This is a genomic window from Shewanella mesophila (genome assembly GCF_019457515.1).
In the GTDB taxonomy this organism is placed as follows: Bacteria; Pseudomonadota; Gammaproteobacteria; order Enterobacterales; family Shewanellaceae; genus Shewanella; species Shewanella mesophila.
The window spans coordinates 1,987,482-2,010,670 of sequence record NZ_CP080421.1 but is presented as its reverse complement, the minus strand read 5'-3'; the positions used below and the strand labels follow the sequence as shown (position 1 = coordinate 2,010,670).

The window sequence follows — 23,189 nt, the reverse complement described above, 5'->3', positions numbered from 1 at the left end:
AAGATGCACTCTAGAAAGCCGTTTTATATATTAGTTGCACTACTGTTTTTAGCTGGCGTTGCTGCTAGCATCTATCGTGGAATTGAACACAATGTGCCATTTCTACCTGGCAAACAGGTTCAAAGCTGGGCTGTCGATGCCAAGGTGAGCTTTCAGGGTGTTGGCGAAGCGGCTGAGGTAACCTTCTCGTTACCGAGTGATCCAGCATTCGAGATCTTAGTCGAAAATGCCACCTCACCTGGATATGGGCTGACCATTGCCGATGATGAGTTTGGTCGGCATGCCACTTGGTCGACACGCAATGCCATTGGCCAACAAGACCTCTATTACAAGGTGACCTTAGTCCCAACGGGCAAAAATGAGATCCAAGCAAACAGCGAACCAGCACAACCCGAGCCCTTTAGCTGGCCAGCAACAGAAAAAGCAGCCGCCGAGCAGATAATGGATGAGATCTGGTCTCGCAGCGCCACCAACCTCTCGTTTGCCCAGCAATTAAACAAAAGCTTTAATGCGACCGAGCGTAGCCAAAATATTGAACTCTTGCTATCTGGTAACTCTCCCGCTTCTCTGTTTGTTAATATGCTAAACAGTAAAGGGATCCCTGCACAAAAAGTCAGTGTTTTATTCCTTGAAGATCAACGTCGCCGCCAACAGTTGACCACCTTTGTCGAAGTCTATCATCAGGGCCAATGGATTTTATTTAATCCTGCTGACGGCACACAAGGTCGTCCAGCCAATTTGATGATTTGGGACAGAACAGGTAAATCAACCTTAGATGTTGTCGGTGGCGTTAACTCGCAAGTTAACTTCTCCATGCTACAAGACACCCGCTCGGCACTTGCGACCTCTATCGACGTGTTAAAGAACAAAGATGCGCTTGATTTCTCTTTGTATCAGTTACCTCTCGAAGAGCAGAGTCTATTTAAAGGTATCCTATTGATCCCTATTGGCGTATTGATGGTCGTGTTTTTGCGGGTAATCATTGGTATAAAGACATCGGGAACCTTTATGCCTGTGCTGATTGCACTGGCGTTTATTCAAACGACCCTGTTAACGGGGCTTATCGGCTTCCTGTTAATCGTTGCCTTCGGTCTAATGATCCGCTCCTATTTATCAGAGCTCAACCTCCTATTGATCTCGCGAATATCGGCCGTGATCATCGTGGTTATCGGTATTATCGGCCTGTTTACCCTGATCTCTTACAAATTTGGTCTCAGTGAAGGGTTAACCATCACCTTCTTCCCGATGATTATTTTGGCTTGGACTATCGAAAGGATGTCGATTCTATGGGAAGAGGAAGGTGCTAAAGAGGTGGTAGTGCAAGGCGGCGGTAGCTTGTTTGTCGCGACCTTAGCTTACCTAGCGATGAGCGCCGCGTGGGTACAACATTGGGTGTTTAACTTCCTCGGCATCCACTTAGTCATTTTGGCTGTCGTGCTGTTAATGGGACAATACACTGGCTATAAATTACTAGAACTTCGACGCTTTAGACCTTTGGCGGGAGAGTAACCATGTTATTCGCGCGTCCTAAGACGCTAAAGGACAATGGTGTTCTTGGCATGAATAAGCGAAACATCGATTTTATCGGTCGCTACAACCCGCGTAAATATTATAAGCGCGTCGATGATAAGCTCACCACTAAGCAACTAGCACTGGCCAATGATATTGCTGTACCCGCACTTATCGGCACTGTGACTCAGCAACATGATATAGCTCATATTCCTGAGATGGTTAATAACCAAGATGGCTTTGTGATCAAACCATCTCAAGGTTCTGGTGGTAAAGGGATTTTGGTAATAACTAAGGTCGAAAATGGTCGTTATTTTAAACCCAATGGCAATGAAGTAACCCCAAGTGAAATAGATCGTCATGTATCGAATATTCTCAGTGGACTGTTTTCATTAGGAGGCAAACCCGATGTGGCGATTGTAGAAGGATTAATTCAGTTTGATCCTGTCTTTGATGGTTACTCCTTCGAAGGTGTGCCAGACATTCGACTCATCGTATTTAAGGGGTTTCCCGTCATGGGAATGTTGCGCTTATCTACCGCAGCCTCTGATGGTAAAGCAAACCTCCACCAAGGAGCGGTCGGAGTCGGCCTCGATATCGCCACCGGGAAAGGCTTACATGCGGTTCAATTCGATAGACCTATTGAGCTTCATCCTGATACCGATAAGAGACTCATAGATATCGCCGTTCCCCATTGGGATACACTATTACATACGGCATCTAAGGCCTATGAAATGAGCGAACTGGGGTATTTAGGTACAGATATGGTATTGGATCAAAAACTGGGTCCATTGCTTTTAGAGCTTAATGCTCGCCCAGGACTTGCGATTCAAATTGCAAATGGCCAAGGCATCTTACCTAGGCTGAAACATGTCGAACAGATGAAGAATAAGTCCATGTCAGTGGAAGAGCGCGTCGCATATGCTAAAAAACATTTTAGCAATACTTCTGTCGCTTAGCCTTACGAGTGCGGTGCAAGCCGCCTCGCCAATCACTTTATTAGCTCAGCAATGTCTTCAATATGAGGTAGTGCTCGATAATAACGGTTTAAACGATGCTGCAGAAAACGCGGTAGCACTTGAACGTCAGCTTATCGGGCTTTTTAACCTTAAAGATAGCGTCAACTACTATCGTCAATTCTCCGTGAATAGCGAAGACAAAGAATTACTTTTACAGTGCCAATTACGTTTAGCCGATGAGTTTGCAGCATTAGCGCAACACCCAAAGGTTGAGATCTTGAGCCAACAATTACAACAAAGTGCCTCAGCCCATGAGCAACGCCTTGGTCAACGCCTATCTCAGCTGATAGCGCGTCAAACCTCACTCAAGCTAAAGGCCATTTTGCACACCACTGAAGCAGGGATAAAACATGCCTTAGGCCAACAATCACTCTCTTTAGTGATTGGTGAGCATAGATGTTCACTCCCAAGCGATGAAACTGCGCAAGTTGAAAACTCGGCTCCCTTTAGTGAATCGATAGCGACTTACCTTATCGAACAACAAGACAGTCAATGTCGCCAACAGGTATGGCAGGCATACCAGCTTAGAGCAAAAGATAAAAACCAGCAGGCGTTGCAGCACCTATTAGACGCCAAACAGCAAATAGCCGCTCAACATGGTTTTCCTGATTATGCTCACTATGCCTTAGCTGGACAACAACTCTCGACCCCTGAATTAGTTAACCAATTTTTAGATGCGATAACTCAAACTGCTTCAGCGCCATGGGATATAGGCCAAACCCTGTCGGTCGCGTCAACGACCCCAATCGAGCCCATTTTCAGCCAAGTATTACTGCAAAAAATTTACCAAGAACTCGCAGTGTTTGACGTCACGATAGAGGAAGTCGATCCCCAAGTATTGAGAGTTTGGCATAAACGACGTTTGCTCGGCGATATTTACCTCTCTCAAGCCAATACGCCAAAAGCCCAAAGAGTACGCCAGAGCGTTATAGGTCATCAGTTTGGTCAAGTGTCATTAGCCTTCCCTGATGTCCTCACCGACTATCGAAGCCAGCAGCAGCTTATCTATGCCCTATCCGAGACATTGGCTCAGCTAATAAAAGGTGGCCATTACTATCTGTTAAACACTTTAGGCGACAGCCAAGACAGTAATGAGGTAGGCCAGCATTGGTTATCGCTCTATCTTAGCTATAAATTATTACCCGCAGTTACCGACGGTAGCCGAGAAGACTATCTCTATCGCTACGCGACACAATTGAAAGTATTTAGAAGTAAATTAGCACTTGGTTTCTACCAAGGGGCGCTCACCCCACAGAAGTACCAAAATGAATTTGAACTTAGCTTTAACCAAACATGGCCGCAAGCTCAAGATGCGGTCTATAGCTTTACAGGCATTATTAATCAAGGCCCTTTGTATTACCAAAGTTTATGGCAAAAGAGCCTCGCTCAACTTATTTTTCATCAAAATAAAGACCATCAGTATCAACAACGACTATTTTCGACTCTGATGATAAACGAGACGCAGCAGTCCTTCTCGCAGCAATTAGCAACAATCTTTGAAAGGCCGGTCTCCCCCTCCTCTTTAATAGAAAGGATCCAAGATGATCAACGCTCATATGCTTTCTAAGCTAGTTTATTCGGTTTCAATCGCAGCGGCATTGCTTTATCCAAGCATTGGCGCAACAAAAGACAGCGAAGCGTTAAGCCCAAATAAAGCATTAACCCCACAGCTGGTACGAGAATCAATCAAATCCAATTTGGAAAATCACCTTTATCAACTTCCTCCTCGCGTTCAAGGGCATTATGGTATTCGCCTCTATCGCATGACAGGTGATGAGCAATACGCTAACGCTGCGTTAGTCGACCTATATGCAGTGACAGAATCACAGAGTTTTTATGCGTGTCAATTAGATAAGCCAGGTTTTATCGATAGTGAAGCTAAGGCCGCAATTGCTGTTTTAGGTAATGGTCCACGCGCTAAAGCACGTAAGAAAGCACTAAAACCTTTCCCTGAATTTCTGTTCTATACCGATGTGTTACTGCGTTTTTCTAGCCGTATAGACGAATTTGGCTTACAAGGTCCCTGCCATGACAAACTACTCACTGCGCTAAAGTCCACCGACCTAAAACCAGGGTTAACAGACAAAGCGATGATAGAAGCTTGGGCAGCGCAGCTTATCAATTATGTGTATTGGGCTAAGCAGCTTGGTGCCGGAGACTATATCGCCGAATATAAACAAGCATTTAATCAAGTCTATCCACAAAGTAGAGATAAAAAATTAACCAAAAAGCAGTTTAGAAACAAAATTTACGGTATGACCCATTTTATCTTTGCGGCCAGCGAATACTATCAATATCAGGTCGATGCTAAGGAGTTTGCTTGGATTTTGGATTACTTCGAGGCCAATATAGATAGAATATTAACCGATGCTACCGACGATATTATCGCAGAGGTGGGGATTAGCTTTCATCTCGCAGGCTTATCGAATAATGAGGTGGTGAGTAAGACTCAGCGTCATATCATAAATGCTTTTGATAAGACTGAAAAAACCATCCCTTCTCCTAAAGGCAACCCAGATCTGGCCTTAGGCGAACATCGAAATGTACTAGCAATGATGTTGCTTGAGTGGCCAACAACCTTACATCAAGGGCCCTATTTTCATAGACTCAAAGCGACGAAAAAATATCTGCCAAAACAGGTTAAGATTAAAGCTGAATAAGCATGAACCTTTAATTTATTGAACATAAGGATCGAGTACTGACGATGAGCCAAGCAAAATCAACATTAGAACAGTGGCGGATCCTTCAAGCCGTCGTCGATCATGGCGGTTACGCTCAAGCAGCACAAAAGCTCAACAAGAGTCAGTCGTCCCTAAATCACGCTGTGGCGAAGCTTCAATCGCAACTCGGTGTAGCTCTGCTAGAGGTTAAAGGTCGTAAAGCTTATCTTACTGAGACGGGAGAAGTGTTACTAAGGCGTTCTCGTCATATTACTCGGTCGGTATCCGAGCTTGAAATGTTAGCAAAAAACCTTGAAAAAGGCTGGGAACCAACGCTCATTATCGCCCGAGAGATCATCTATCCAATGGATAAGCTCGTCGATGCCTTAAGCCAGTTTGAACCTCAAGGTCGCGGCACAAGGATCATTATTCTCGACTCGGTCATCAACGGAACACTGGAGCTGATCGAATCTGAACAAGTTGATATCGCCATCGCGGGAACGCCACCTAAGGGTTATCTTGCTGAGCCATTGTGTCATGTGGAGTTTTTACTAGTGTGCCATCCCGACCATCCGTTGGCCAATAGAAATGAACCGCTCGACGATCAATCATTAGCAGAGCATCTACAGATTGTGATTAAAGATACAGGCCAAGTCACCCGAGCTGATTTCGGTTGGCTAAAAGCCGAGCAAAGATGGACGGTGGCAAATTTTCATGAGGCAATTGCGATTTTAAATCGCGGGCTAGGCTTTTGTTGGATCCCATCGCACCTAGTATCTGACTTGTTAGACAAAGGCTGTTTATATCGATTAGATTTACAGGGCAGTAGCCATCGTCAAGCGGCGCTTAATCTGATCATTCCTAATAGGGATAATCAAGGACCTGCTTCACAACTGCTCGAGCAGCTCATTCTGGCGCAACATCATGACTAGAACCTGTTGATCTTTCAAGGTTGTTTTTTCAGCGAATTATTGGGTATTTATACAAGGTAGAAGCTTTGTGGTGTCGTTATTCAACATAAAAAGCTGAGAACGCAGTAGAAATAGCCCACAAATGCTGCCCTAAGGATTAGGCTAAAAACATTTTAGCCTTTGTTAAGTAAATTTTGCTTAGATCACTAGGCAGCAACCCACTCGCCTCAATTAGCAAGTTGTTGTCTCACACAACATTCAGCCCGCACAGATCAACAGGTCCAAATACAGATAGATAAACTAATATTAGACACCTGCACTAGACTCGGGACTAAACGCTAAAGTCCAGTTGCGATGAGCGCTTCTCATTATTGATATTGCCGTACTGGCTGTCGATCACCTTAGATTGATAAACAGGATAACCACGACGATAAGAACTGGCTTTCGAGGCGTCATTTGCTAATATATAACGGCTTAAACGCTCGATAGTCTGTGAAGGGCCTCTATCATTATCTATAGCAGAGGGCGAATCTACGCGCTTACCAGAAATCACCCCATTTTCATTAACCTTACCAAATACCTGGCTGATGATGGGATCGGGGATAACAATCCCTTTAATGGCATTGCCTGCATCAATCAAGGGGTTTATCTCTTGTAAAGATGGCGCTTGCTCGACACGTTCAGCTGCCAATTGACTCTTTGCTTCATTCATCTTACGTAGCGCTTCGCTTGCAACACGAATATCTGCCATCGAAGGATTAACAGGCGCCATAGCGGCAGCGTAGACTTGCTTCATCTTGTTTAAGGTAGCAAGTGGGTCATTCGGAACTGCCGAGATATCAATAGACACCTCGCCATCGACGGCATAACGTTTACCATCACTGCCCTGCTCATAAGTTAAACTTGGAGAACGAGCAAAATTCCCACCGACATTGGCATGGGCTTGCTCATGAGCACGCACTTCTGCATCACGTTTGCTGAGTTGCTCCAACTGGGCTTGTTCTGCTAGTTCTTGCGCCTTTTGCTGCTGATCATTTTGTTGCTCAAAAGGTGAATAAGCTGACTGTTTTTCGGCTTGTTTATCTGGCTCGACAACAGCGGCATTAGCTGGAGACTCTGATGCGTTTTCATCACTAAAAATGGAGGAACGTTGAGCCGTCTCTCCAATCCCAGAACTCTTACCCGCCTCACTAACAGTAGCACCCCGGCTAAAAATAGCACCAATGTCACTGCGACTATCCCTCTGGGATCTAGTATCAGGCGCCGTGTTGCTGTTGATCATACCCGATAAATTCAAGGCACCTTGAGAAAGGCTGTAACTGTTACCTGTACTTGGAGTGTTCGCTTTAACGACAGAAGTCGCAGGCAAGCTTGGCGCAGAAATGGCGCCATTATTTCGAGCAACTGTATTATTGAAAACGGGTGTTATATTTGGGCGTGTAGCAGAATTAGAAAACGCTGCTGATGATACAGGCGCATGCAATGTTGCAGTGTTTACATTAGCAGAACTGGCACCGCGGGGGCTCGACAATGCAAAAAGCGCTGCATTTGCATGCACCGCCGAGTTCGTAGGCGTAGAGATAACGCCACTCATGTTACTACACCTGTATATCTATCACAGTACCAAGGGTTTCAGATGAAACCTCTAATACTTCTACTGCCGCTTCACCCTGATTCTGTGCTTCGACAGCCGATACTAAAGCTTGAGTCTTATCCGTTGCTTCAACGGGTGTTGCAGTCTCTGCTTCTAATGTTTCAGTCGTTGTCGCAGGTGGCTGTGATGGCTTAGCCACATCAACGGTCGCTTGAGTTAACCCAGACTGAGCACTCTGCAATCCGGATAATCCCGATGAGAAACTTGATTGGATCTCCATACATTTGGCTCCGTTCGCTTGATAAACCTGTAGGTCAATTATTAGTCAAACCAAGCCAAATGTACAGCGATAACGCAGATCCTATAATATTTAACCTCGGTCTTATGACAAATTAATCCACTCAGATTGCCAATCTTTCCATACAGGAATATAACCCTTGGCCACCATAGCGCTTACCGTCTCTGATACACTGCGATCATCGCTTATCTCAAATTGATTTAGTTGCCTTTGAGGATTGCTATAACCACCAGGCTCGGTTGAACTCCCCGCACTAATATGAGTCACGCCTAAGCCATAGAGATTATCCCGTAAGCTGGCTGGCTCCCGGGTAGATAAACTTATCTCTAGTTGTTGGTTAAATAGCCTAAAAGCACAAATTAATTGGACTAAGCCTTTGTCTGTTAGGGGCATTTTGGGCGTGATACCACCAGTGCAAGGTCTCAGCCGTGGTAAGGAGAGACTGTAACGACAACGCCAAAAATGGCGTTCTAAATAATGTAGATGGTAGCCAAGCATCAGAGCATCAAAGCGCCAATCATCTAAGCCGAGCAATACACCTAAACCTATTTTATCTACGCCAGCGCGGGCAATACGTTCAGGTGAATCGACTCGATAACGATAGTCCTGCTTGTTTCCTCTAGTGTGGTGCTCTTGATAGGTCGTTGGATTATAAGTCTCTTGATACAGCATAACTGCATCTAATCCAAGATTGACTAGGTGTTTGTATTCATCCTCTCTTAACGGCTGCACTTCCATCGCCACGTAACTAAACTGTTTTTTTACCAGAGGCAGCATAGAAGCAAAATAATCGATGCCCACTTTGGTTTCATGTTCACCAGAGACCAATAGGATAGAATCAAAGCCTTGCCGCTTAATGATGCTTATCTCCTGCTTTAATTCATCAGACGTTAAAGATTTACGTTTAAGCTTATTACTCATGCTAAAGCCACAATAATCACACTCATTGGCACACAAATTAGATAAATAAAGGGGCAAATACATTCCAATATTGGTGCCAAAACGTCGCCGAGTGATCTCCTTTGCTCGCACGGCCATCTGCTCAATATAGGGCTCAGCTGCAGGTGATAATAGGGCCATTAAACTTGATAATGAACCCTCGCTACTAACCAATGCGCTCTCCACCTCTTTAGGGCCTATAGAATAGAGCGATAGTTTAAGCTGCTCTCGGGGGAGCGAGCTTAACTCATCATAAAAACTCATCTTAGGACTCCAAAAATGCAGTTAATGGCTTTTGCGGGCTGGTTTGCTGCGCGTAGCAAGAAGTGACGCCTAATCCCGCCAGATAAGCATCTCTTCCTGCACTCACCGCACTTTCAAAACATCGCGCCATAGCAACCGGATCGCGACTACTGGCTATCGCAGTATTAACAAGTACTGCGCTTGCGCCCATCTCCATCGCCTGCATAGCATGTGATGGCGCCCCTATTCCGGCATCGACAACGACAGGAATATTTGCCTGTTCTATGATGATTTTTAAAAACGTCTGCGTCGCTAAGCCTTGATTAGAACCTATCGGACTGCCAAGGGGCATAACCGCGGCGCAACCCACCTCCTCCAAATGTCGGCACAATACAGGATCGGCGTGTACATAAGGCAATACAACAAAGCCTTTATCACAAAGCATTTTTGCGGCTTTTAGTGTTTCGATTGGATCGGGCATTAAATATTTGGGATCGGGATGGATCTCAAGCTTTACCCATGAGGTACCAAGCACTTCTCTACTTAACTCTGCAACAAATACGGCTTCTTGAGCATTCCTCGCACCCGATGTATTAGGTAAGAGTTTTACACCTGATGCTTTAAGGGGCGCTAAAATATCATCGCTAGCCGTTTTCAGGTCGATGCGCTTCATTGCCATCGTCACCAGCTGCGAGCCACTCGCCTCGATTGAAGCCACCATAGTCTTTGAGCAGGAAAATTTGCCAGTACCTGTAAACAAGCGTGAAGAAAACTGACTATCTGCTAACATCAACATACTAACCTCCCGCAACAACGCCAAAAAGTTCGATCACATCGCCATCTACACAAGTGGTGAATGCCCATTGTGATTTAGGCACGACTCTACTTCCCTTGAGTAAGGCGACGCTATCAAGCGCCACCTGTCGGTCCAACAATATTTGTTGCAAACTGCTGTTATCGGCAATCGATAATGCTTGCCCATTGATAGTGATCTGTACCTTACTCATAACGTATTTCCTTAACTAATTTGCCACAAACTGGACACGTTGGATCTCGGGTTAGTAATGAAGATGTTTGACTGAATTCCATGCCATCGAAACGATAAAGCCGCGCATTTTCATCATAGATCCCTGCTAAGTGTTTTATCGCCACCAAGGCTTGCATTGATGCCATAACCCCAACCATGGGACCGAGAACGCCCAAATTTGTACAGTTTTGTGTACTCTGTAGCGATTTAGGGAACAGGCAGTGATAGCAACCCGATTGCGGGTAACGCTGAAGATCGATAATCATCAATTGACCGCTAAAATGCGCCACTGATGCCATAACATTGGGTATCGACAATTTAATGCAGGAATCATTAACCAGATGACGCGTGTCAAAGTTGTCGCTGCAATCGAGCACTATGTCTGCATCGGCTAGCAAAGCAGTAACATTGTCTTCGTTTAAAAAACTATCGATTGCCGAGACTTGGCACTCGGGATAACGAGCCATTAGCTTATTACTACTCACCAATGCCTTGTTGTTTCCTATATCGTTTTCATCAAACAAAAGTTGTCTAGGCAAGTTACTTTGCTCTACATCATCGCCATCGATAATGGTAAGCCTTCCCACACCGGCTGCGGCTAAATACTGACAGCTGAGCTGACCCAATCCACCAACACCGACAATGGCGACCCTCGACTGTATCAAGTCTTGTTGTCCCTGTTCACCCAGTTCTGGCAGCATGATCTGCCTTGAATAGTGAATATACTGACGAGCATTAATGACCACTTGCCACCTCCTGCAAATGGTTAAATGAGCCTTTTGAGGAGTGCATCCACAGACGAGACAGAAATTGATAAGCCACAGCTGGCGACTTTGCTTGGGTGATCGCCCGCACCACCGCACACGCATCTACGCCTGTAACCGCCAGATCTTCGAGGTTGTGTGCATCAATCCCTCCAATGGCAACACTCGGAAAATGGCCCGATAGTAAATTCACGTAACGATGGAGCTTTACCACTCCTTGAGGCTGAGATGGCATAGATTTGGTCGTTGTAGCAAAGATATGCCCTATCGCGATGTAAGAGGGATTGATCTGCGCTGCTAGCTTTAGCTCAAAATAACCATGACTCGATAGTCCAAGGGCTAAGCCCTTACTCGCTATCTGCACCAAGTCTGCATCAAACAGATCTTCCTGGCCAAGATGAACCCCAAAGGCCTTATGTTTTAATGCCAATTGCCAATGATCATTGATAAAAACCTGCGCTTTATAACGCCGCCCCAGTGCAATTGCTCGGACAATCTGTTGTTCCAGCATCTGCTCATTAAAGTTTTCAGCGATTTTTATTCGCAACTGCACTGTCACAGCCCCGTTTATAAGTAATGTCTCAAGTAGCTCCACACTGTCGACAACCGGATAGATATCTAACCCATAAGTTAGTCGCGTAAAATTAAGATCATCTGGCAATATGGGTCTATCATCATTAGATAAAATTGTGGGGAATAACGCTAAATCAGTAGGCCAACCCATTCTAGCTAAAGAACCAGCACCTCTGCCGATTGGCTGAGCATGAGCAATGCCTGCACTGACATAAGCTTTTGCCAGTAAGATGGCATCGTGAAGTACATAGTCATGGGCCATGAACGCGGCAATGGCCGATGATAGAGTACAGCCACTACCGTGATTGTTAGGGTTATCGGATCGCGGGCTCGATAACACGAACGGTCGCTGCTGATGAGTCAGCGATGTGTGTGATGCACTGCGGCAAATAAACAGATCTTTTGCATACTTATCGTGCCAAAATCCCCCTCTATCACCGCCTTTAGCCAACACATTCGTATTTAAATCGATCGCTAACTGTTCGGCCGCATCGGAAAACTTATCAGTGCTTTTTAACCCTTCACCACTAAGCTGTTCTAGCTCCTTAGCGTTTGGAGTGATCAAGGTGAGCACGCCCCTAAGCGCGGAATAGTCCAGCATAGAAGCTAAAGTATCACCGCAAGTGGCGACCATCACGGGATCTAGGATGATCGGGATTTTTTTAGCCACGTTTTGTTGATAGGTTGCAAGCTCAGAGCGAAACCAACGAACCAAACAATCCAGTTGTGCTTGATTGACAAGCAAACCTACCTTGATCGCATCCGGTGGCAGATCATTTAACAAGCAGTTAAGTTGGGCGAGTAATATGCTGTCATCTAACGGATAAATATGGTCAACGCTAACCGAATTTTGCGCCGTTACGGCGGTTATCACGGTACAGGCATGGCATTGCAAATCATTCATCGTCGTAAGATCGGCTTGGATCCCCGCGCCGCCTCCACTATCGGAGCCTGCAATGGTCCATACCACAGGTTTGCTACGCGGCTTTGCGTTGGCAGCCTCGTATAGTTGACTATCCATCGCAATGCTCCGCTTTGGCGATTTCCACCGTCGTTTCAGCAGCGCTAGGCTTTGACACAGCTTGATAAATATTAGCACCTTGACGTTTAAATGCTTGGGACATCTTCTCCATCCCCTCAGCTACTGGGGAAGTTGCAAGGTCACTAGCAGCTTGAACGGTTATCGCTTGAGCCGCTGCATAATCTCTGACTTCTTGAGTGATCTTCATCGAACAAAATTTTGGTCCACACATGGAACAAAAATGAGCCACCTTGGCTGATTCTTGTGGCAAAGACTCATCGTGATAAGCACGCGCAGTATCGGGATCGAGTCCGAGGTTATATTGATCTTGCCAACGAAATTCGAATCTAGCCTTAGACAAGGCATTGTCACGCATTTGAGCACTTGGGTGCCCTTTGGCAACATCTGCAGCATGAGCCGCGATTTTATAGGCAATCAACCCCTGCTTCACATCTTCTTTATTTGGCAGTCCCAAATGCTCTTTCGGCGTGACATAACACAACATGGCGCAGCCATACCAAGCGATCATGGCAGCGCCAATACCCGAGGTAAAATGATCATAACCGGGCGCAATATCAGTCGTTTGGGGACCTAATGTATAAAATGGGGCCTCATCACAAAGCGTTAACTGCTTATCCATATTCTCTTTGATCAAGTTCATTGGAATATGTCCAGGACCTTCAATAATGGTTTGAACCTCATATCGCCAGGCCACTTTGACCAGCTCACCTAGCGTTTCCAACTCGGCAAATTGCGCCTCATCATTTGCATCTGCGATAGAGCCAGGACGCATGCCATCCCCCAAGGAAAGAGACACATCATAGGCAGCGCATAACTGACAGATCTCCTCAAAATGTTGATAGATAAAGTTCTCTTTATGATGAGAAAGGCACCACTTAGCCATGATAGAACCGCCGCGCGATACGATCCCAGTCAGGCGACTGGCTGTCATCGGCACATAGCGTAATAACACCCCTGCGTGGATAGTAAAATAATCGACTCCTTGCTCGGCTTGCTCAATCAAGGTATCTCTAAAGACTTCCCATGTGAGATCTTCGGCGACGCCACCGACCTTCTCTAAGGCTTGATAGATGGGCACGGTTCCAATGGGCACTGGAGAGTTACGTATTATCCACTCACGGGTTTCGTGAATATAACGCCCTGTAGAGAGATCCATAACGGTATCTGCGCCCCAACGCGTTGACCACACCAACTTTTCGACCTCCTCTTCAATCGATGAGGTCACCGCGGAGTTACCAATATTGGCATTCACCTTCACTAAAAAGTTTCGGCCAATGATCATTGGCTCTGCTTCGGGATGATTAATATTTAGCGGAATAATCGCGCGCCCACGAGCCACTTCCTGACGAACAAAATCAGCCGTTATTGGCTCACCAATCGTTGCGCCAAAACTTTCCCCCTTAGCCTTGCGATTAAGCACTTCATCACTCACCTCACTGCGCGCCATATTTTCGCGAATGGCGATATATTCCATCTCAGGAGTAATGATCCCTTGGCGAGCATAGTGCATCTGAGTAACGCATCGACCAGCGATCGCTTTACGGGGAGGTAGTAATGATTCGAAGCGTAGATGATCTAGGCCTTCCTCTTGCAGGCGTTGCTGAGTGAATCGAGAGCTAACCCCATCGAGTTGCCGAGTATCTGCGCGCTCAGCAATCCAAGATTGGCGTAATTTAGGTAATCCTTTCCTGACGTTAATCTGAGCCTTAGGATCTGAGTAAGGACCAGCGCAATCATAAACCTTTAGGGGTGGATTAGTTTCAACAATTTGATCTTGCTCGGCACTACCGATAAGGGTATCGTTTTGAAAAATTTGCCGCATTGCGACGCGAATATCTTTACGACTTCCAGTTAGGTAAACCTTTTCAGAATTAGGATGTTGTAAGGGTTTTAGATTATCAATAAACGCTTGAGCCTGAGCTCGGTTTTCACGACGATTTGACATAAGCAATCTCACTATTTTATGAATATGAAGTTGCTTGTCAGGAGAATTGAGAGTTGATGGCATAGAGCGAGTCTATTAACACTTAGCAATAATCATTGCCTGTTAAACGGCTCAAATAGTAACGCGGTAAAATCTAGATAAAACGACTAAACCTAAAGCCAGTAATCCAAACTATCACTCGAAATCAGCTTAAAATTACTCACATCTTTTATCAAACGAGCAGATAAAACTTGTTGATGCTTTAGTCTTAGAGGACGATTTAGTGCAAGCCTATTACTTAGTCCAATCTGTCATTTTTATAATAATATTGCGTTAATATCATGCTTGTTTCCTTCGCAGGGACTAACCTGATCAGGTTCAACGGATCCCGAATAAACGGTCTCAGCCAAATGGCACTCCGACAAGAGGTGGTCAGTATAGTCTCAAGTTAGAGAAATAAACAAGCCTTAAAGTAAGCAGAAAAACCAAACTAAATCACATCAAAAAAATCTTTAAATACAATAAATTAAACTCTTACGCCCCGGGGTTTATTCATAATATCACGAGTGCAGTGAATAATAGTCACAGATAAAATATCAGTTTTTAACCCCCATCATGGCAAGACGCTTATCGATCGCGGCCTTTAACGCTTGCTCAATGGTCTGTCCGCCACACTTAAACGGATAGCCTAAATTCTCGGCATGGGGATTTAACACTGTACCCACTTTAACAATCCGATAGCAGGTATCACCTTGCTTAACAATTCGATTAGGATCGATGTGACTATCTAAGGTTACCGCAGTAGTAAATTCATCAGGAGTACTAAGTTGCAAGATCTCCATATCACCATCCATTTCACTTAGTGAACGGTTTTGGGTATAGAGATTGGCCTCGTTAACCACTAAAGAATCCAGGGCTGCTAATCGCTGCCTTTCAACATATCCTTGAGTGAACTGACTGACATTGACAGCAGGTCTATTGGTTTGAATGACGCTATTATTCGCTGTTTGACTTTGGTTACTGTTTTTTTTAACCCGCAAGCTTAGCTTATTATCTGCTGAAATCGCGCTTTCTGATGTAATGGGGGCTTGTTTAACCGTTTTATTTGTCGCCAATGCCTCAATCTGTGTATCGGCCTGAATTAACCGCTGTGACTTAGATTTCTCGGTAACCTGAACTGGCGCTTCGGCGATGCTAGGCTCAATCGAATCGTCCCTTAAAGGCGTTGCAGGCTGATAAATGATATAAGCATTGACCTTTTTAGTCTTTGGATGACTCGTTTCTACCGTTGCCTCAAGGTGTGCAGTATTCAGACTGGGGCGCCAAGCTAATTGCAAGCACCATAACAATAGTACATGAGTCAGCACGACCGCAAAAAATGATAAATGGCCACTGAAACAGTGACCCATATTATGATCGACTAGTCGTCTATCATAGTTATGATTAGCCAGAATTGGGTTATCGGAATACAGGCTAAATGTTCTATCGAATGAAGGCTCTACTAAGTTAGAACGCCGTTTTAGCCCGTTAAAGTTAAAGCCTGACACTATTCTTATCGGCAAAGTATCCTTCCCTTGACCTCATTTTAATAAGTGACCATTAGAGTGGCTCAGCAGATGTTAGTTCCCTTCTAATGAACCACTTACATCTGCCTCTCATCTGTACGGCAGATATGGGCGAATATTCGCACACCTGAACTCGGAATAAGCTTAGCAAGGCTGAGCGTACATTCGTTATCTAAATATGGCGATTATCAATCTGAACTGTTACACTGCGGTTCAGATACCTAAACAGATACAATGATATTCTATGACCGCGCAAGAGTTATCGACAGTCGAAAGCAAAACCATTGATTTAAATAAACAATATAGTGAAAAAGAAGAATTGGCTAATAGTGTTAGCCATGGACTTGGCATTGTTGCTGGGGTATTAGCGTTAATTTCTTCCGTTGCTAAAGGCTGGGGGCATTTGAGCAACATTCAGCTTACAGGTGTAATCATTTACTGTTTTAGCATCATTCTCTTATTCCTCTGTTCGACGCTATACCATAGCGTTAAAGACCCACAACTAAAACATAAGCTTAAAATAGCCGATCACTGTGCCATCTATTTTCTCATTGCTGGCACCTACACCCCATTAATGCTTATCGAATTTGGCGGTGATACAGCCTTAATAATGTTAGCGGCGATCTGGGGGATAGCCTTGGGCGGGGTATTATTTAAAACCATTTTCATCCACCGCTTCAAGGCCTTTAGCGTCATATTATATTTAACCATGGGTTGGTTATGTATGTTGGTATTAGAGGACCTTATCGCAGCAATGACTCCCCTTGGATTTCAGCTATTACTGCTTGGAGGTCTCTTTTACAGCGTTGGTGTGATTTTCTATGTGGTAAAACGTATTCCCTATAATCACGCTATTTGGCACCTATTTGTGCTTGCTGGCGCACTCAGTCACTTCCTCTGCGTCTATTTAACGGTAATATAAGGTCAAGATAAAATAACTTAAGCTCAGTTATCAGCAACCTAGCTTATACTCCTGTCATTACTCGTATTCTTATTGAACACTCAGTGTGATAGCTGACTCGCTATCACCTACGCTGATTAAATTGAGTAAATGCCAGCTCAAGCTGCTCTGCCTGTTTTAACATGCTAGCTTGCCTGAAGAGTAATTGAACACACTCTATAGTGCATAAGCCCCCCTCTAATTGATTGCGACGTAGCTGATAGGATGAATCGCCAACAACGCTTAAGGCAAGTCGATCTGCCTGTTGTAAATAGGGGCTTTGACGCATCATTTTTCGTGCTTCTTGCCATGTTGCATCTAAAATAATGATCTGTTTGTTTTCCATAGCGTCTATCTGATCAATCTCACTATAGGTTGTCCATGTTGCCTTGACTGCCGTCACTCCCGCCCCTAAGACTTCAGCGTCATTATTCGACTCATCCTTTGCAGGAAACATCAGTAACGCTTGACCCGTTTCACAAGCTTGCTGCAATGCACGCTCAGGATTAACCCGAGACCAGATCACTTGTTGGCAATACTCGGGAAAATGCGTTAACGCCAAACGGCCAGTATTGGTTGGCCGCGAGAGCTCTCGCTCATGGGTGAGTAACACTATCTTCATTTAACAGCCTTTATTCATCTTCATTTGATGCTTGTAGGTTTTCGATTAACAATTTAGCCCCTACATACTTAGGACCACAAGCCTCGCTTAGTCAAATTAGCAAGTACGTTAGAAATAAGCTGGTGAGTCTATATGAATTAGCGGCGATTTAAGATCATTTTATTGTGATCTGTAGCGCGATAATTAAAGAGCCTCGATCCATAAATAATGGTTTCTTTTATTAGCGATAATGCAATATTTATTAGGATCACATATCAGACCTTAATGAGCATTAGCTGGTATTGATGCAGCTTATTCAACGCTAATCAGCCTTTGAATGAGGCTTGATAAAATTGATTAGCTATTAGCACGAAATTTAGCACAAGGTACTGATTGAGCAATATATTTGGAGATGAGTTTAGTAGGTGTACTTGGTGACCAAACAACTTAGTCCCACGTTAGTCCCACCCATGTTCGATAATTAAAAAGTCGATTAACGCTCTAACCGTTAACGAGAGATGTTTCCTTGAAGGATACAAGACATATCCATCTCTTGTTGGCCCCATTACGACAACACTTCAATAAGCTCTCCACGCGCTAAACTTGCTCCTGCTTCCAAATCATCCCAAACAGGAATAAAACATATTATGCTTGCCACTTCTGCTCATGCTGCGGTACTAATCGATACAGCACAGAGCGAATTGACACTACAAGTGTATAACGCCATGCCTATCAGCTTTAGCGTCAACTCAGCATTAGTTTAAGGACAAACCGAAGCGGCGCTCATCGATACAGGTTTTACTAAAGCCGAGGCATTGATATGCTAGAGGCGATTCAATCGGCGCATTATCAGCACGGTTTGGATGTCAGTAACATTGGTGTACTCAGGGATTTAGCGAGTGAGCTGAGTATCGACATTGATGTTTATCAGTCTGCGATTGCTCGCTTCGTTAATGATAACCAGATAGAGGAGCAGGTAGCAATTAGCCGCCAACTAATGAGCCAATGGGGCGTACAAGGTTTTCCAACTTTGATCGCAGAAACCACAAGCGGCCTAAAGGCACTACCCCACTTATCTTTCTACAATCAGATAGATAAGTGGCAAGCTGAGTTAAATGCTTTGATCGCGTGATTTATAGTATAAGAAGCTGACAAAAACGCCGCCTGAAAATAAAGGGCCAACCTATCACTAGGTTGGCCCTTCGTCTTTACTATTTATGTAGTTTAACTTTGCTTAAGTTCTTTCTCTAATGCTTGAGCGACCGCCTCTGGCGAGCCAGTATTACGAGCAAGCAGAGAGTAAGCCACAGGAATAACAAGCAAGGTAAAAAAGGTCGCCAATATAATGCCCGACAGCACCACAACACCAATAACAAAGCGTGTCTCGGCGCCGGCACCTGTCGCCATGACTAACGGAATTGCACCCGCTGCGGTGGTGATCCCCGTCATTAAGATTGGGCGTAGACGCTGACTCGACGCCTGAATAATCGCATCGCTAAACGCCACGCCTTTATCTCGCAATTGGTTGGCAAATTCTACGATTAAGATACCGTTCTTCGCCGCTAGGCCCACCAGCATAATGATCCCGATCTGACTATAGATGTTGAGGCTTTGCCCCGTCGCCCAAAGGCCAATGAGTGCACCTAATGTGGCAAGCGGGACGGTCAACATGATCACGATTGGATGAACATAGCTCTCAAATTGAGCGGCCAAGACTAAGAATACGATCCCTAGCGCCAGCAAGAACACAAAATACATTGAGCTACCCGACTCTTGATAATCGAGGGATTGCCCCTTGTAGCTAATTACAGCTTCTGCGGGTAAGTAAGTGTAAGCAAGATCATTTAAGTAATCTAAAGCTTCGCCAAGACTGTAACCATCGGCTAAGTTAGCCTCGATAGTGATGGCTCGCATGCGATTATAACGATTGAGCTGACTCGCATCGGCAAACTCTTCAACAGAGACTAAGTTTGCTAACGGAATAAGCTCCTTGCTTCTATCGGATCGGACATAGATGTTACTTAAATCATTCGCCGTATTCTGATTGTCTCGATTACCTTCGATGATCACATCATATTCTTCACCATCACGCATAAAGGTAGTCACCAAACGAGAACCCAGCATCGACTCGAGTGTCCGGCCAATATGAGAAATAGACACCCCTAAATCGGCGGCGCGATCTTTATCGATAACCACCCTAAGTTGCGGCTTGGTTTCTTGATAATCATGATCTAAACCGACAAGATTTGGATTTTCTTTGGCTTTCTCCAGCAAAATATCACGCCATTTAGCGATCTCTTCATAGCTTGGTCCACCCAGCACAAACTGTACTGGTTTCCCTACTCCGCGACCAAAAGCTTGACGCATAACGGGGAAGGCTCTTATTCCGGCCAAATCGGATAATCTTGCACGAATATCACCAATCACCTCAAACGCACTGCGACGCTGCGACCAATCTTCTAGGACAATAATCGCCATACCATTTGAAAAGTTTGCACTTCTGCCAAAGCCACGTGGCGCACGAATAAGCAAACGCTTAATATCACCGCTTTCGACTAATGGCATTAAACGGTTTTCAATTTCATCCATGTAAGGCGTGATGTATTCGAAGCTAGCTCCTTGAGGACCATTGACGATAAGGAACATAGAGCCCCTATCCTCCCGTGGTGCAAACTCCTGCGGCACTTTAGTCATCAAATAGCCACTGGCAGCGAGAGCGATGATGACTAACGAACTGACGATAAAAGGATGGGTCATCGCTTTAGACAAGGTGGTACGATAGCTGGCTGATAACTTATTCATACCTGCGTCAATCTTGCGCACCAGCCAAGAGTCTTGCCCTGCGGGTTTAAGCAGCTTAGAGCACATCATAGGACTTAAGGTTAACGCCACAAGACTCGAAAAAATAACCGCTGCGCTCATCGCGACGGCAAACTCTTTAAATAGCTTACCTAAATCCCCTTCGAGGAAAGTAATTGGCATAAAGACCGCAACTAACACTAAGGTTGTAGCCACCACAGCGAACGCAACCTCACGGGAGCCTAGATAGGCGGCCTTCAATGGCGAATCGCCCTCTTCTATCCTGCGGTGGATATTTTCCAGCACCACAATCGCATCATCGACCACCATACCAATCGCTAAGATCATCGCCAGCAATGTCAACAGATTAATGGTGTAGCCAAGGGCGTAGAGCACGATAAAGGTTGCCATCAGTGACACCGGAACCGTTAATGCTGGGATCAACATCGCCCGCACACTACCAAGGAATAGATAGATCACCACTATCACTAAAAACATCGCGATAAACAGGGTTTGGTAAACTTCGCTAATCGAGGCTTCGATAAAGACAGAGCTATCGTATGAGCGTTTAATTTCCATACCTGCTGGCAAGGTGGGATTTATTTTATCGACGAGTGCATTTGCCGCTCGTGCCACTTCCAGAGTGTTAGAGGTTGACTGCTTGGAAATACCAAGGCCAATCATTGCTTCGCGGTTACCTCTAAAGGTGATCCGCTCCTCTTCTGAGCCAATCTCCACTCTCGCCACATCGCCGAGTTTAATCAGATACCCATCGGCGCCTTGAGCAAGCACTAAGTTGGAAAAATCCGCCTCATTCTTAAATGTCCGCTCAAGCCTAACGGTAAAGTGTCTATCTTGCGACTCCACAGATCCCGCTGGTAACTCAACGTTTTCAGAACGAAGTACCGATTCAATATCTGCAACCGTCAAGTTACGTGCCGCTAACGCTTGTCTATCGATCCAAATCCGCATCGCATAGACTTTACCGCCACCGATCCGAATATTGGCGACGCCATCGATAACCGAGAATCGATCGACCAAATAGCGCCGAGCATAATCGGTTAACTGCAGTGTATTCATCTGATCAGACACTAGGTTTAACCACATGATCACTTCATCACCACCATTGGCTTTCTGTACCTCTGGTGGTTCGGCTTCCTCTGGCAGGTTATTTAACAAACCAGAAATACGGTCGCGAACATCATTCGCCGCCGCCTCAATATCTCGGCCGACATCAAATTCAAGGGTGACCGACGAACGCCCATCACTGCTAGATGAGTTAATATTACGGATCCCTTCGACACCGCTGATCCTATCTTCCACCAGCTGAGTAATTCGACTTTCCACCACGGCTGCACTCGCGCCGCGATAATTGGTCTGCACTGATACAATAGGTGGATCAATATTGGGGTATTCACGCAGTGGAAGCTTATCGAATGACACTAAACCAAAGGCGATCAATAAGATGCTAATAACGGAAGCAAAAACCGGCCGTTTTACCGACAAATCCGTCAAGATCATACTATCGGCTCCACCTTAGCTTGCTCTTGAAAGCTAAAATGCTCACTCATTTGTACCTTGACCGTATCCCCTGGGCGCACCTTTAAAATACCGCGGATCATCACCTGCTCACCCACGGCAACACCCTCAATAATTTCAACCCAGCCACGTTTACGTAAACCTAGCTGCACTTGGCGGCGCTCAACGACATTTTCATCATTAACAAGATAGACAAAATGATCTTTCTGAATTGGAATGATTGCCGCTTCAGGAATGATTAACGCCTCACGGCTTTGTTTGATGAGTTTAACTTTCATCAGCATACCAGGCAGCAAGCGTAAATCTTGGTTGGCGATCTCGGCGCGAACCACGACTGCGCGAGTCACAGGGTTAACACGGCTATCGACAGACACCACTTTGCCCTTAAACATTTCACCATCGAAAGCAACGGCTGTCGCCTCAACAGACTTTCCTATCTGCAAAGCTTGTAAAAAGCGTTCTGGAACAGAAAAGTCGAGCTTAATCGTCGAAATATCATCTAAGGTGGTGATCACTGTACCTGGGGTGACTAAACTCCCTTGGCTGATTTGACGTAAACCTAGGCGTCCTGAAAACGGCGCTATGATACGGCGATCTTTTAGCGCCGACTCGGCTTGTTCAAGCTCAGCTTTTGCCGTATCGATTAGGGTTTGTAATCTATCACGTTCAAGAGCCGCAACAGTTTGGCTGGTCACCAAAGAGCTAATACGGGCAAGCTCTCTTTTATGATCATTCATCTTTACATTTGCCACAGTGACACGAGCTATCTGCTCTCTATCTTGCAAACGCACTAACAGACGCCCCTTCTCTACAATATCACCATCATCAAAATTCAGATCTGTCACCACATCAGTCACTTTTGGCGTCACCGTAATAGACTCATTGGCTTTTCCAGTCCCCAAGGCTTCCACCTCGTCTCGAATAGGTTGCATCTCGGCTTTGGCAACAACGACATTAGGGGTTGGCCTGGCATTCGCTGAACCAGACATTTGGGGTTGATTTAAGTAAAAATAAGCCGCGGCACCTGCCGCTAGTAGTATTGAGATTGTTATAATTTTTTTCATCAATATTCCGAATTACGTCAGTTAATTAACGCTAGTTTACCTATGAATGATAACGCATCAAGATGTTTTACTTTTGCTTACAAACTTAACAATAGATCAATGCATGAGTGATACGTAATACTCACAGCAATGGATCGTCCCTTGGGTGTTAAACGAAAGAATGGACCTAAATGAGTCT

The 23,189-nt window shown here is 45.1% G+C and carries 19 protein-coding genes and 1 riboswitch; of the genes, 7 read left to right on the top strand and 12 right to left on the bottom strand.

The features are described from left to right. Positions 1 to 3 precede the first annotated feature (3 nt). Genes K0I73_RS08750 through K0I73_RS08730 form a run of 5 tightly spaced genes read left to right on the top strand, consistent with a single transcriptional unit; the run spans position 4 to position 6,120 of the window. Positions 4 to 1,509: an inactive transglutaminase family protein gene (locus K0I73_RS08750; RefSeq protein WP_220064077.1), complete on the top strand. Its 1,506-nt coding sequence runs from the start codon at positions 4 to 6 to the stop codon at positions 1,507 to 1,509. Positions 1,510 to 1,511: 2 nt separating this feature from the next. Continuing rightward, a complete protein-coding gene (locus K0I73_RS08745) occupies positions 1,512 to 2,468 on the top strand; it encodes an alpha-L-glutamate ligase-like protein (protein WP_220064076.1) in 957 nt (318 codons plus the stop codon). After that, positions 2,431 to 4,095 (top strand): M3 family metallopeptidase, encoded by a 1,665-nt coding sequence (locus tag K0I73_RS08740; protein ID WP_220064075.1) that lies wholly within the window; start codon positions 2,431 to 2,433, stop codon positions 4,093 to 4,095. The genes K0I73_RS08745 and K0I73_RS08740 overlap by 38 nt, the downstream gene beginning before the upstream one ends. Continuing rightward, positions 4,085 to 5,188: a DUF3541 domain-containing protein gene (locus K0I73_RS08735; protein ID WP_434086720.1), complete on the top strand. Its 1,104-nt coding sequence runs from the start codon at positions 4,085 to 4,087 to the stop codon at positions 5,186 to 5,188. The genes K0I73_RS08740 and K0I73_RS08735 overlap by 11 nt, the downstream gene beginning before the upstream one ends. A gap of 44 nt (positions 5,189 to 5,232) precedes the next feature. After that, a complete protein-coding gene (locus K0I73_RS08730; protein WP_220064073.1) occupies positions 5,233 to 6,120 on the top strand; it encodes a LysR family transcriptional regulator in 888 nt (295 codons plus the stop codon). A 310-nt stretch (positions 6,121 to 6,430) separates the two neighbouring features. On the opposite strand, the gene K0I73_RS08725 is transcribed toward K0I73_RS08730, so the two are convergent. The 9 genes from K0I73_RS08725 to K0I73_RS08685 all read right to left on the bottom strand — a co-directional run bounded on the left by K0I73_RS08725 (position 6,431) and on the right by K0I73_RS08685 (position 16,065). Next, complete coding sequence (locus tag K0I73_RS08725; RefSeq protein WP_220064072.1) at positions 6,431 to 7,693, bottom strand: putative metalloprotease CJM1_0395 family protein; 1,263 nt, start codon at positions 7,691 to 7,693, stop codon at positions 6,431 to 6,433. 4 nt (positions 7,694 to 7,697) lie between these two features. Beyond that, positions 7,698 to 7,973: a chemotaxis protein gene (locus tag K0I73_RS08720; protein ID WP_220064071.1), complete on the bottom strand. Its 276-nt coding sequence runs from the start codon at positions 7,971 to 7,973 to the stop codon at positions 7,698 to 7,700. A 102-nt stretch (positions 7,974 to 8,075) separates the two neighbouring features. Beyond that, positions 8,076 to 9,194, bottom strand: a complete 1,119-nt coding sequence (gene thiH / locus K0I73_RS08715; protein WP_220064070.1) for a 2-iminoacetate synthase ThiH — start codon at positions 9,192 to 9,194, stop codon at positions 8,076 to 8,078. A 1-nt stretch (position 9,195) separates the two neighbouring features. Further along, entirely contained in the window at positions 9,196 to 9,969 is a 774-nt protein-coding gene (locus K0I73_RS08710; protein WP_220064069.1) for a thiazole synthase, read from the bottom strand. 1 nt (position 9,970) lies between these two features. Beyond that, positions 9,971 to 10,180, bottom strand: coding sequence for a sulfur carrier protein ThiS (gene thiS, locus K0I73_RS08705; RefSeq protein WP_220064068.1), 210 nt, complete (start codon positions 10,178 to 10,180; stop codon positions 9,971 to 9,973). After that, entirely contained in the window at positions 10,173 to 10,946 is a 774-nt protein-coding gene (locus K0I73_RS08700) for a HesA/MoeB/ThiF family protein (RefSeq protein ID WP_258405327.1), read from the bottom strand. Before K0I73_RS08700 ends, thiS begins: the two co-directional genes overlap by 8 nt. After that, on the bottom strand, positions 10,936 to 12,558 hold the full coding sequence (locus tag K0I73_RS08695) for a bifunctional hydroxymethylpyrimidine kinase/phosphomethylpyrimidine kinase (protein ID WP_220064067.1): 1,623 nt from the start codon (positions 12,556 to 12,558) through the stop codon (positions 10,936 to 10,938). The genes K0I73_RS08700 and K0I73_RS08695 overlap by 11 nt, the downstream gene beginning before the upstream one ends. Then, on the bottom strand, positions 12,551 to 14,524 hold the full coding sequence (gene thiC / locus K0I73_RS08690; protein WP_220064066.1) for a phosphomethylpyrimidine synthase ThiC: 1,974 nt from the start codon (positions 14,522 to 14,524) through the stop codon (positions 12,551 to 12,553). The genes K0I73_RS08695 and thiC overlap by 8 nt, the downstream gene beginning before the upstream one ends. Before the next feature lie 311 nt (positions 14,525 to 14,835). Then, positions 14,836 to 14,934: riboswitch (TPP riboswitch) on the bottom strand. A 165-nt stretch (positions 14,935 to 15,099) separates the two neighbouring features. Next, positions 15,100 to 16,065, bottom strand: a complete 966-nt coding sequence (locus tag K0I73_RS08685; protein WP_220064065.1) for a hypothetical protein — start codon at positions 16,063 to 16,065, stop codon at positions 15,100 to 15,102. Positions 16,066 to 16,312: 247 nt separating this feature from the next. Here K0I73_RS08685 and trhA point away from each other — a divergent pair, with 247 nt between their 5' ends. Next, positions 16,313 to 16,990, top strand: a complete 678-nt coding sequence (gene trhA / locus K0I73_RS08680; RefSeq protein ID WP_220064064.1) for a PAQR family membrane homeostasis protein TrhA — start codon at positions 16,313 to 16,315, stop codon at positions 16,988 to 16,990. A gap of 103 nt (positions 16,991 to 17,093) precedes the next feature. On the opposite strand, the gene K0I73_RS08675 is transcribed toward trhA, so the two are convergent. Then, a complete protein-coding gene (locus K0I73_RS08675; RefSeq protein WP_220064063.1) occupies positions 17,094 to 17,630 on the bottom strand; it encodes a DTW domain-containing protein in 537 nt (178 codons plus the stop codon). A gap of 799 nt (positions 17,631 to 18,429) precedes the next feature. On the opposite strand from K0I73_RS08675, the gene K0I73_RS08670 reads away from it, so the two are divergent. Then, positions 18,430 to 18,741, top strand: a complete 312-nt coding sequence (locus tag K0I73_RS08670) for a hypothetical protein (protein WP_220064062.1) — start codon at positions 18,430 to 18,432, stop codon at positions 18,739 to 18,741. A 92-nt stretch (positions 18,742 to 18,833) separates the two neighbouring features. Here the strand turns inward: K0I73_RS08670 and K0I73_RS08665 are convergent, their stop codons facing one another. Both K0I73_RS08665 and K0I73_RS08660 read right to left on the bottom strand, forming a co-directional pair. Continuing rightward, positions 18,834 to 21,929, bottom strand: coding sequence for an efflux RND transporter permease subunit (locus K0I73_RS08665; RefSeq protein ID WP_220064061.1), 3,096 nt, complete (start codon positions 21,927 to 21,929; stop codon positions 18,834 to 18,836). Beyond that, a complete protein-coding gene (locus K0I73_RS08660) occupies positions 21,926 to 23,011 on the bottom strand; it encodes an efflux RND transporter periplasmic adaptor subunit (RefSeq protein ID WP_220064060.1) in 1,086 nt (361 codons plus the stop codon). Before K0I73_RS08660 ends, K0I73_RS08665 begins: the two co-directional genes overlap by 4 nt. Positions 23,012 to 23,189 lie beyond the last annotated feature (178 nt).

Bases quoted from the DNA above. Each gene is read 5' to 3' on its own strand.
- trhA (WP_220064064.1), top strand. From the start codon at position 16,313: ATGACCGCGCAAGAGTTATCGACAGTCGAAAGCAAAACCATTGATTTA.
- K0I73_RS08735 (WP_434086720.1), top strand. From the start codon at position 4,085: ATGCTTTCTAAGCTAGTTTATTCGGTTTCAATCGCAGCGGCATTGCTT.
- K0I73_RS08720 (WP_220064071.1), bottom strand. From the start codon at position 7,973: ATGGAGATCCAATCAAGTTTCTCATCGGGATTATCCGGATTGCAGAGT.
- K0I73_RS08710 (WP_220064069.1), bottom strand. From the start codon at position 9,969: ATGTTGATGTTAGCAGATAGTCAGTTTTCTTCACGCTTGTTTACAGGT.
- K0I73_RS08740 (WP_220064075.1), top strand. From the start codon at position 2,431: ATGCTAAAAAACATTTTAGCAATACTTCTGTCGCTTAGCCTTACGAGT.
- K0I73_RS08750 (WP_220064077.1), top strand. From the start codon at position 4: ATGCACTCTAGAAAGCCGTTTTATATATTAGTTGCACTACTGTTTTTA.
- K0I73_RS08660 (WP_220064060.1), bottom strand. From the start codon at position 23,011: ATGAAAAAAATTATAACAATCTCAATACTACTAGCGGCAGGTGCCGCG.
- K0I73_RS08725 (WP_220064072.1), bottom strand. From the start codon at position 7,693: ATGAGTGGCGTTATCTCTACGCCTACGAACTCGGCGGTGCATGCAAAT.
- thiS (WP_220064068.1), bottom strand. From the start codon at position 10,180: ATGAGTAAGGTACAGATCACTATCAATGGGCAAGCATTATCGATTGCC.
- thiC (WP_220064066.1), bottom strand. From the start codon at position 14,524: ATGTCAAATCGTCGTGAAAACCGAGCTCAGGCTCAAGCGTTTATTGAT.
- thiH (WP_220064070.1), bottom strand. From the start codon at position 9,194: ATGAGTTTTTATGATGAGTTAAGCTCGCTCCCCCGAGAGCAGCTTAAA.
- K0I73_RS08665 (WP_220064061.1), bottom strand. From the start codon at position 21,929: ATGATCTTGACGGATTTGTCGGTAAAACGGCCGGTTTTTGCTTCCGTT.
- K0I73_RS08695 (WP_220064067.1), bottom strand. From the start codon at position 12,558: ATGGATAGTCAACTATACGAGGCTGCCAACGCAAAGCCGCGTAGCAAA.
- K0I73_RS08670 (WP_220064062.1), top strand. From the start codon at position 18,430: ATGCTAGAGGCGATTCAATCGGCGCATTATCAGCACGGTTTGGATGTC.
- K0I73_RS08730 (WP_220064073.1), top strand. From the start codon at position 5,233: ATGAGCCAAGCAAAATCAACATTAGAACAGTGGCGGATCCTTCAAGCC.
- K0I73_RS08675 (WP_220064063.1), bottom strand. From the start codon at position 17,630: ATGAAGATAGTGTTACTCACCCATGAGCGAGAGCTCTCGCGGCCAACC.
- K0I73_RS08745 (WP_220064076.1), top strand. From the start codon at position 1,512: ATGTTATTCGCGCGTCCTAAGACGCTAAAGGACAATGGTGTTCTTGGC.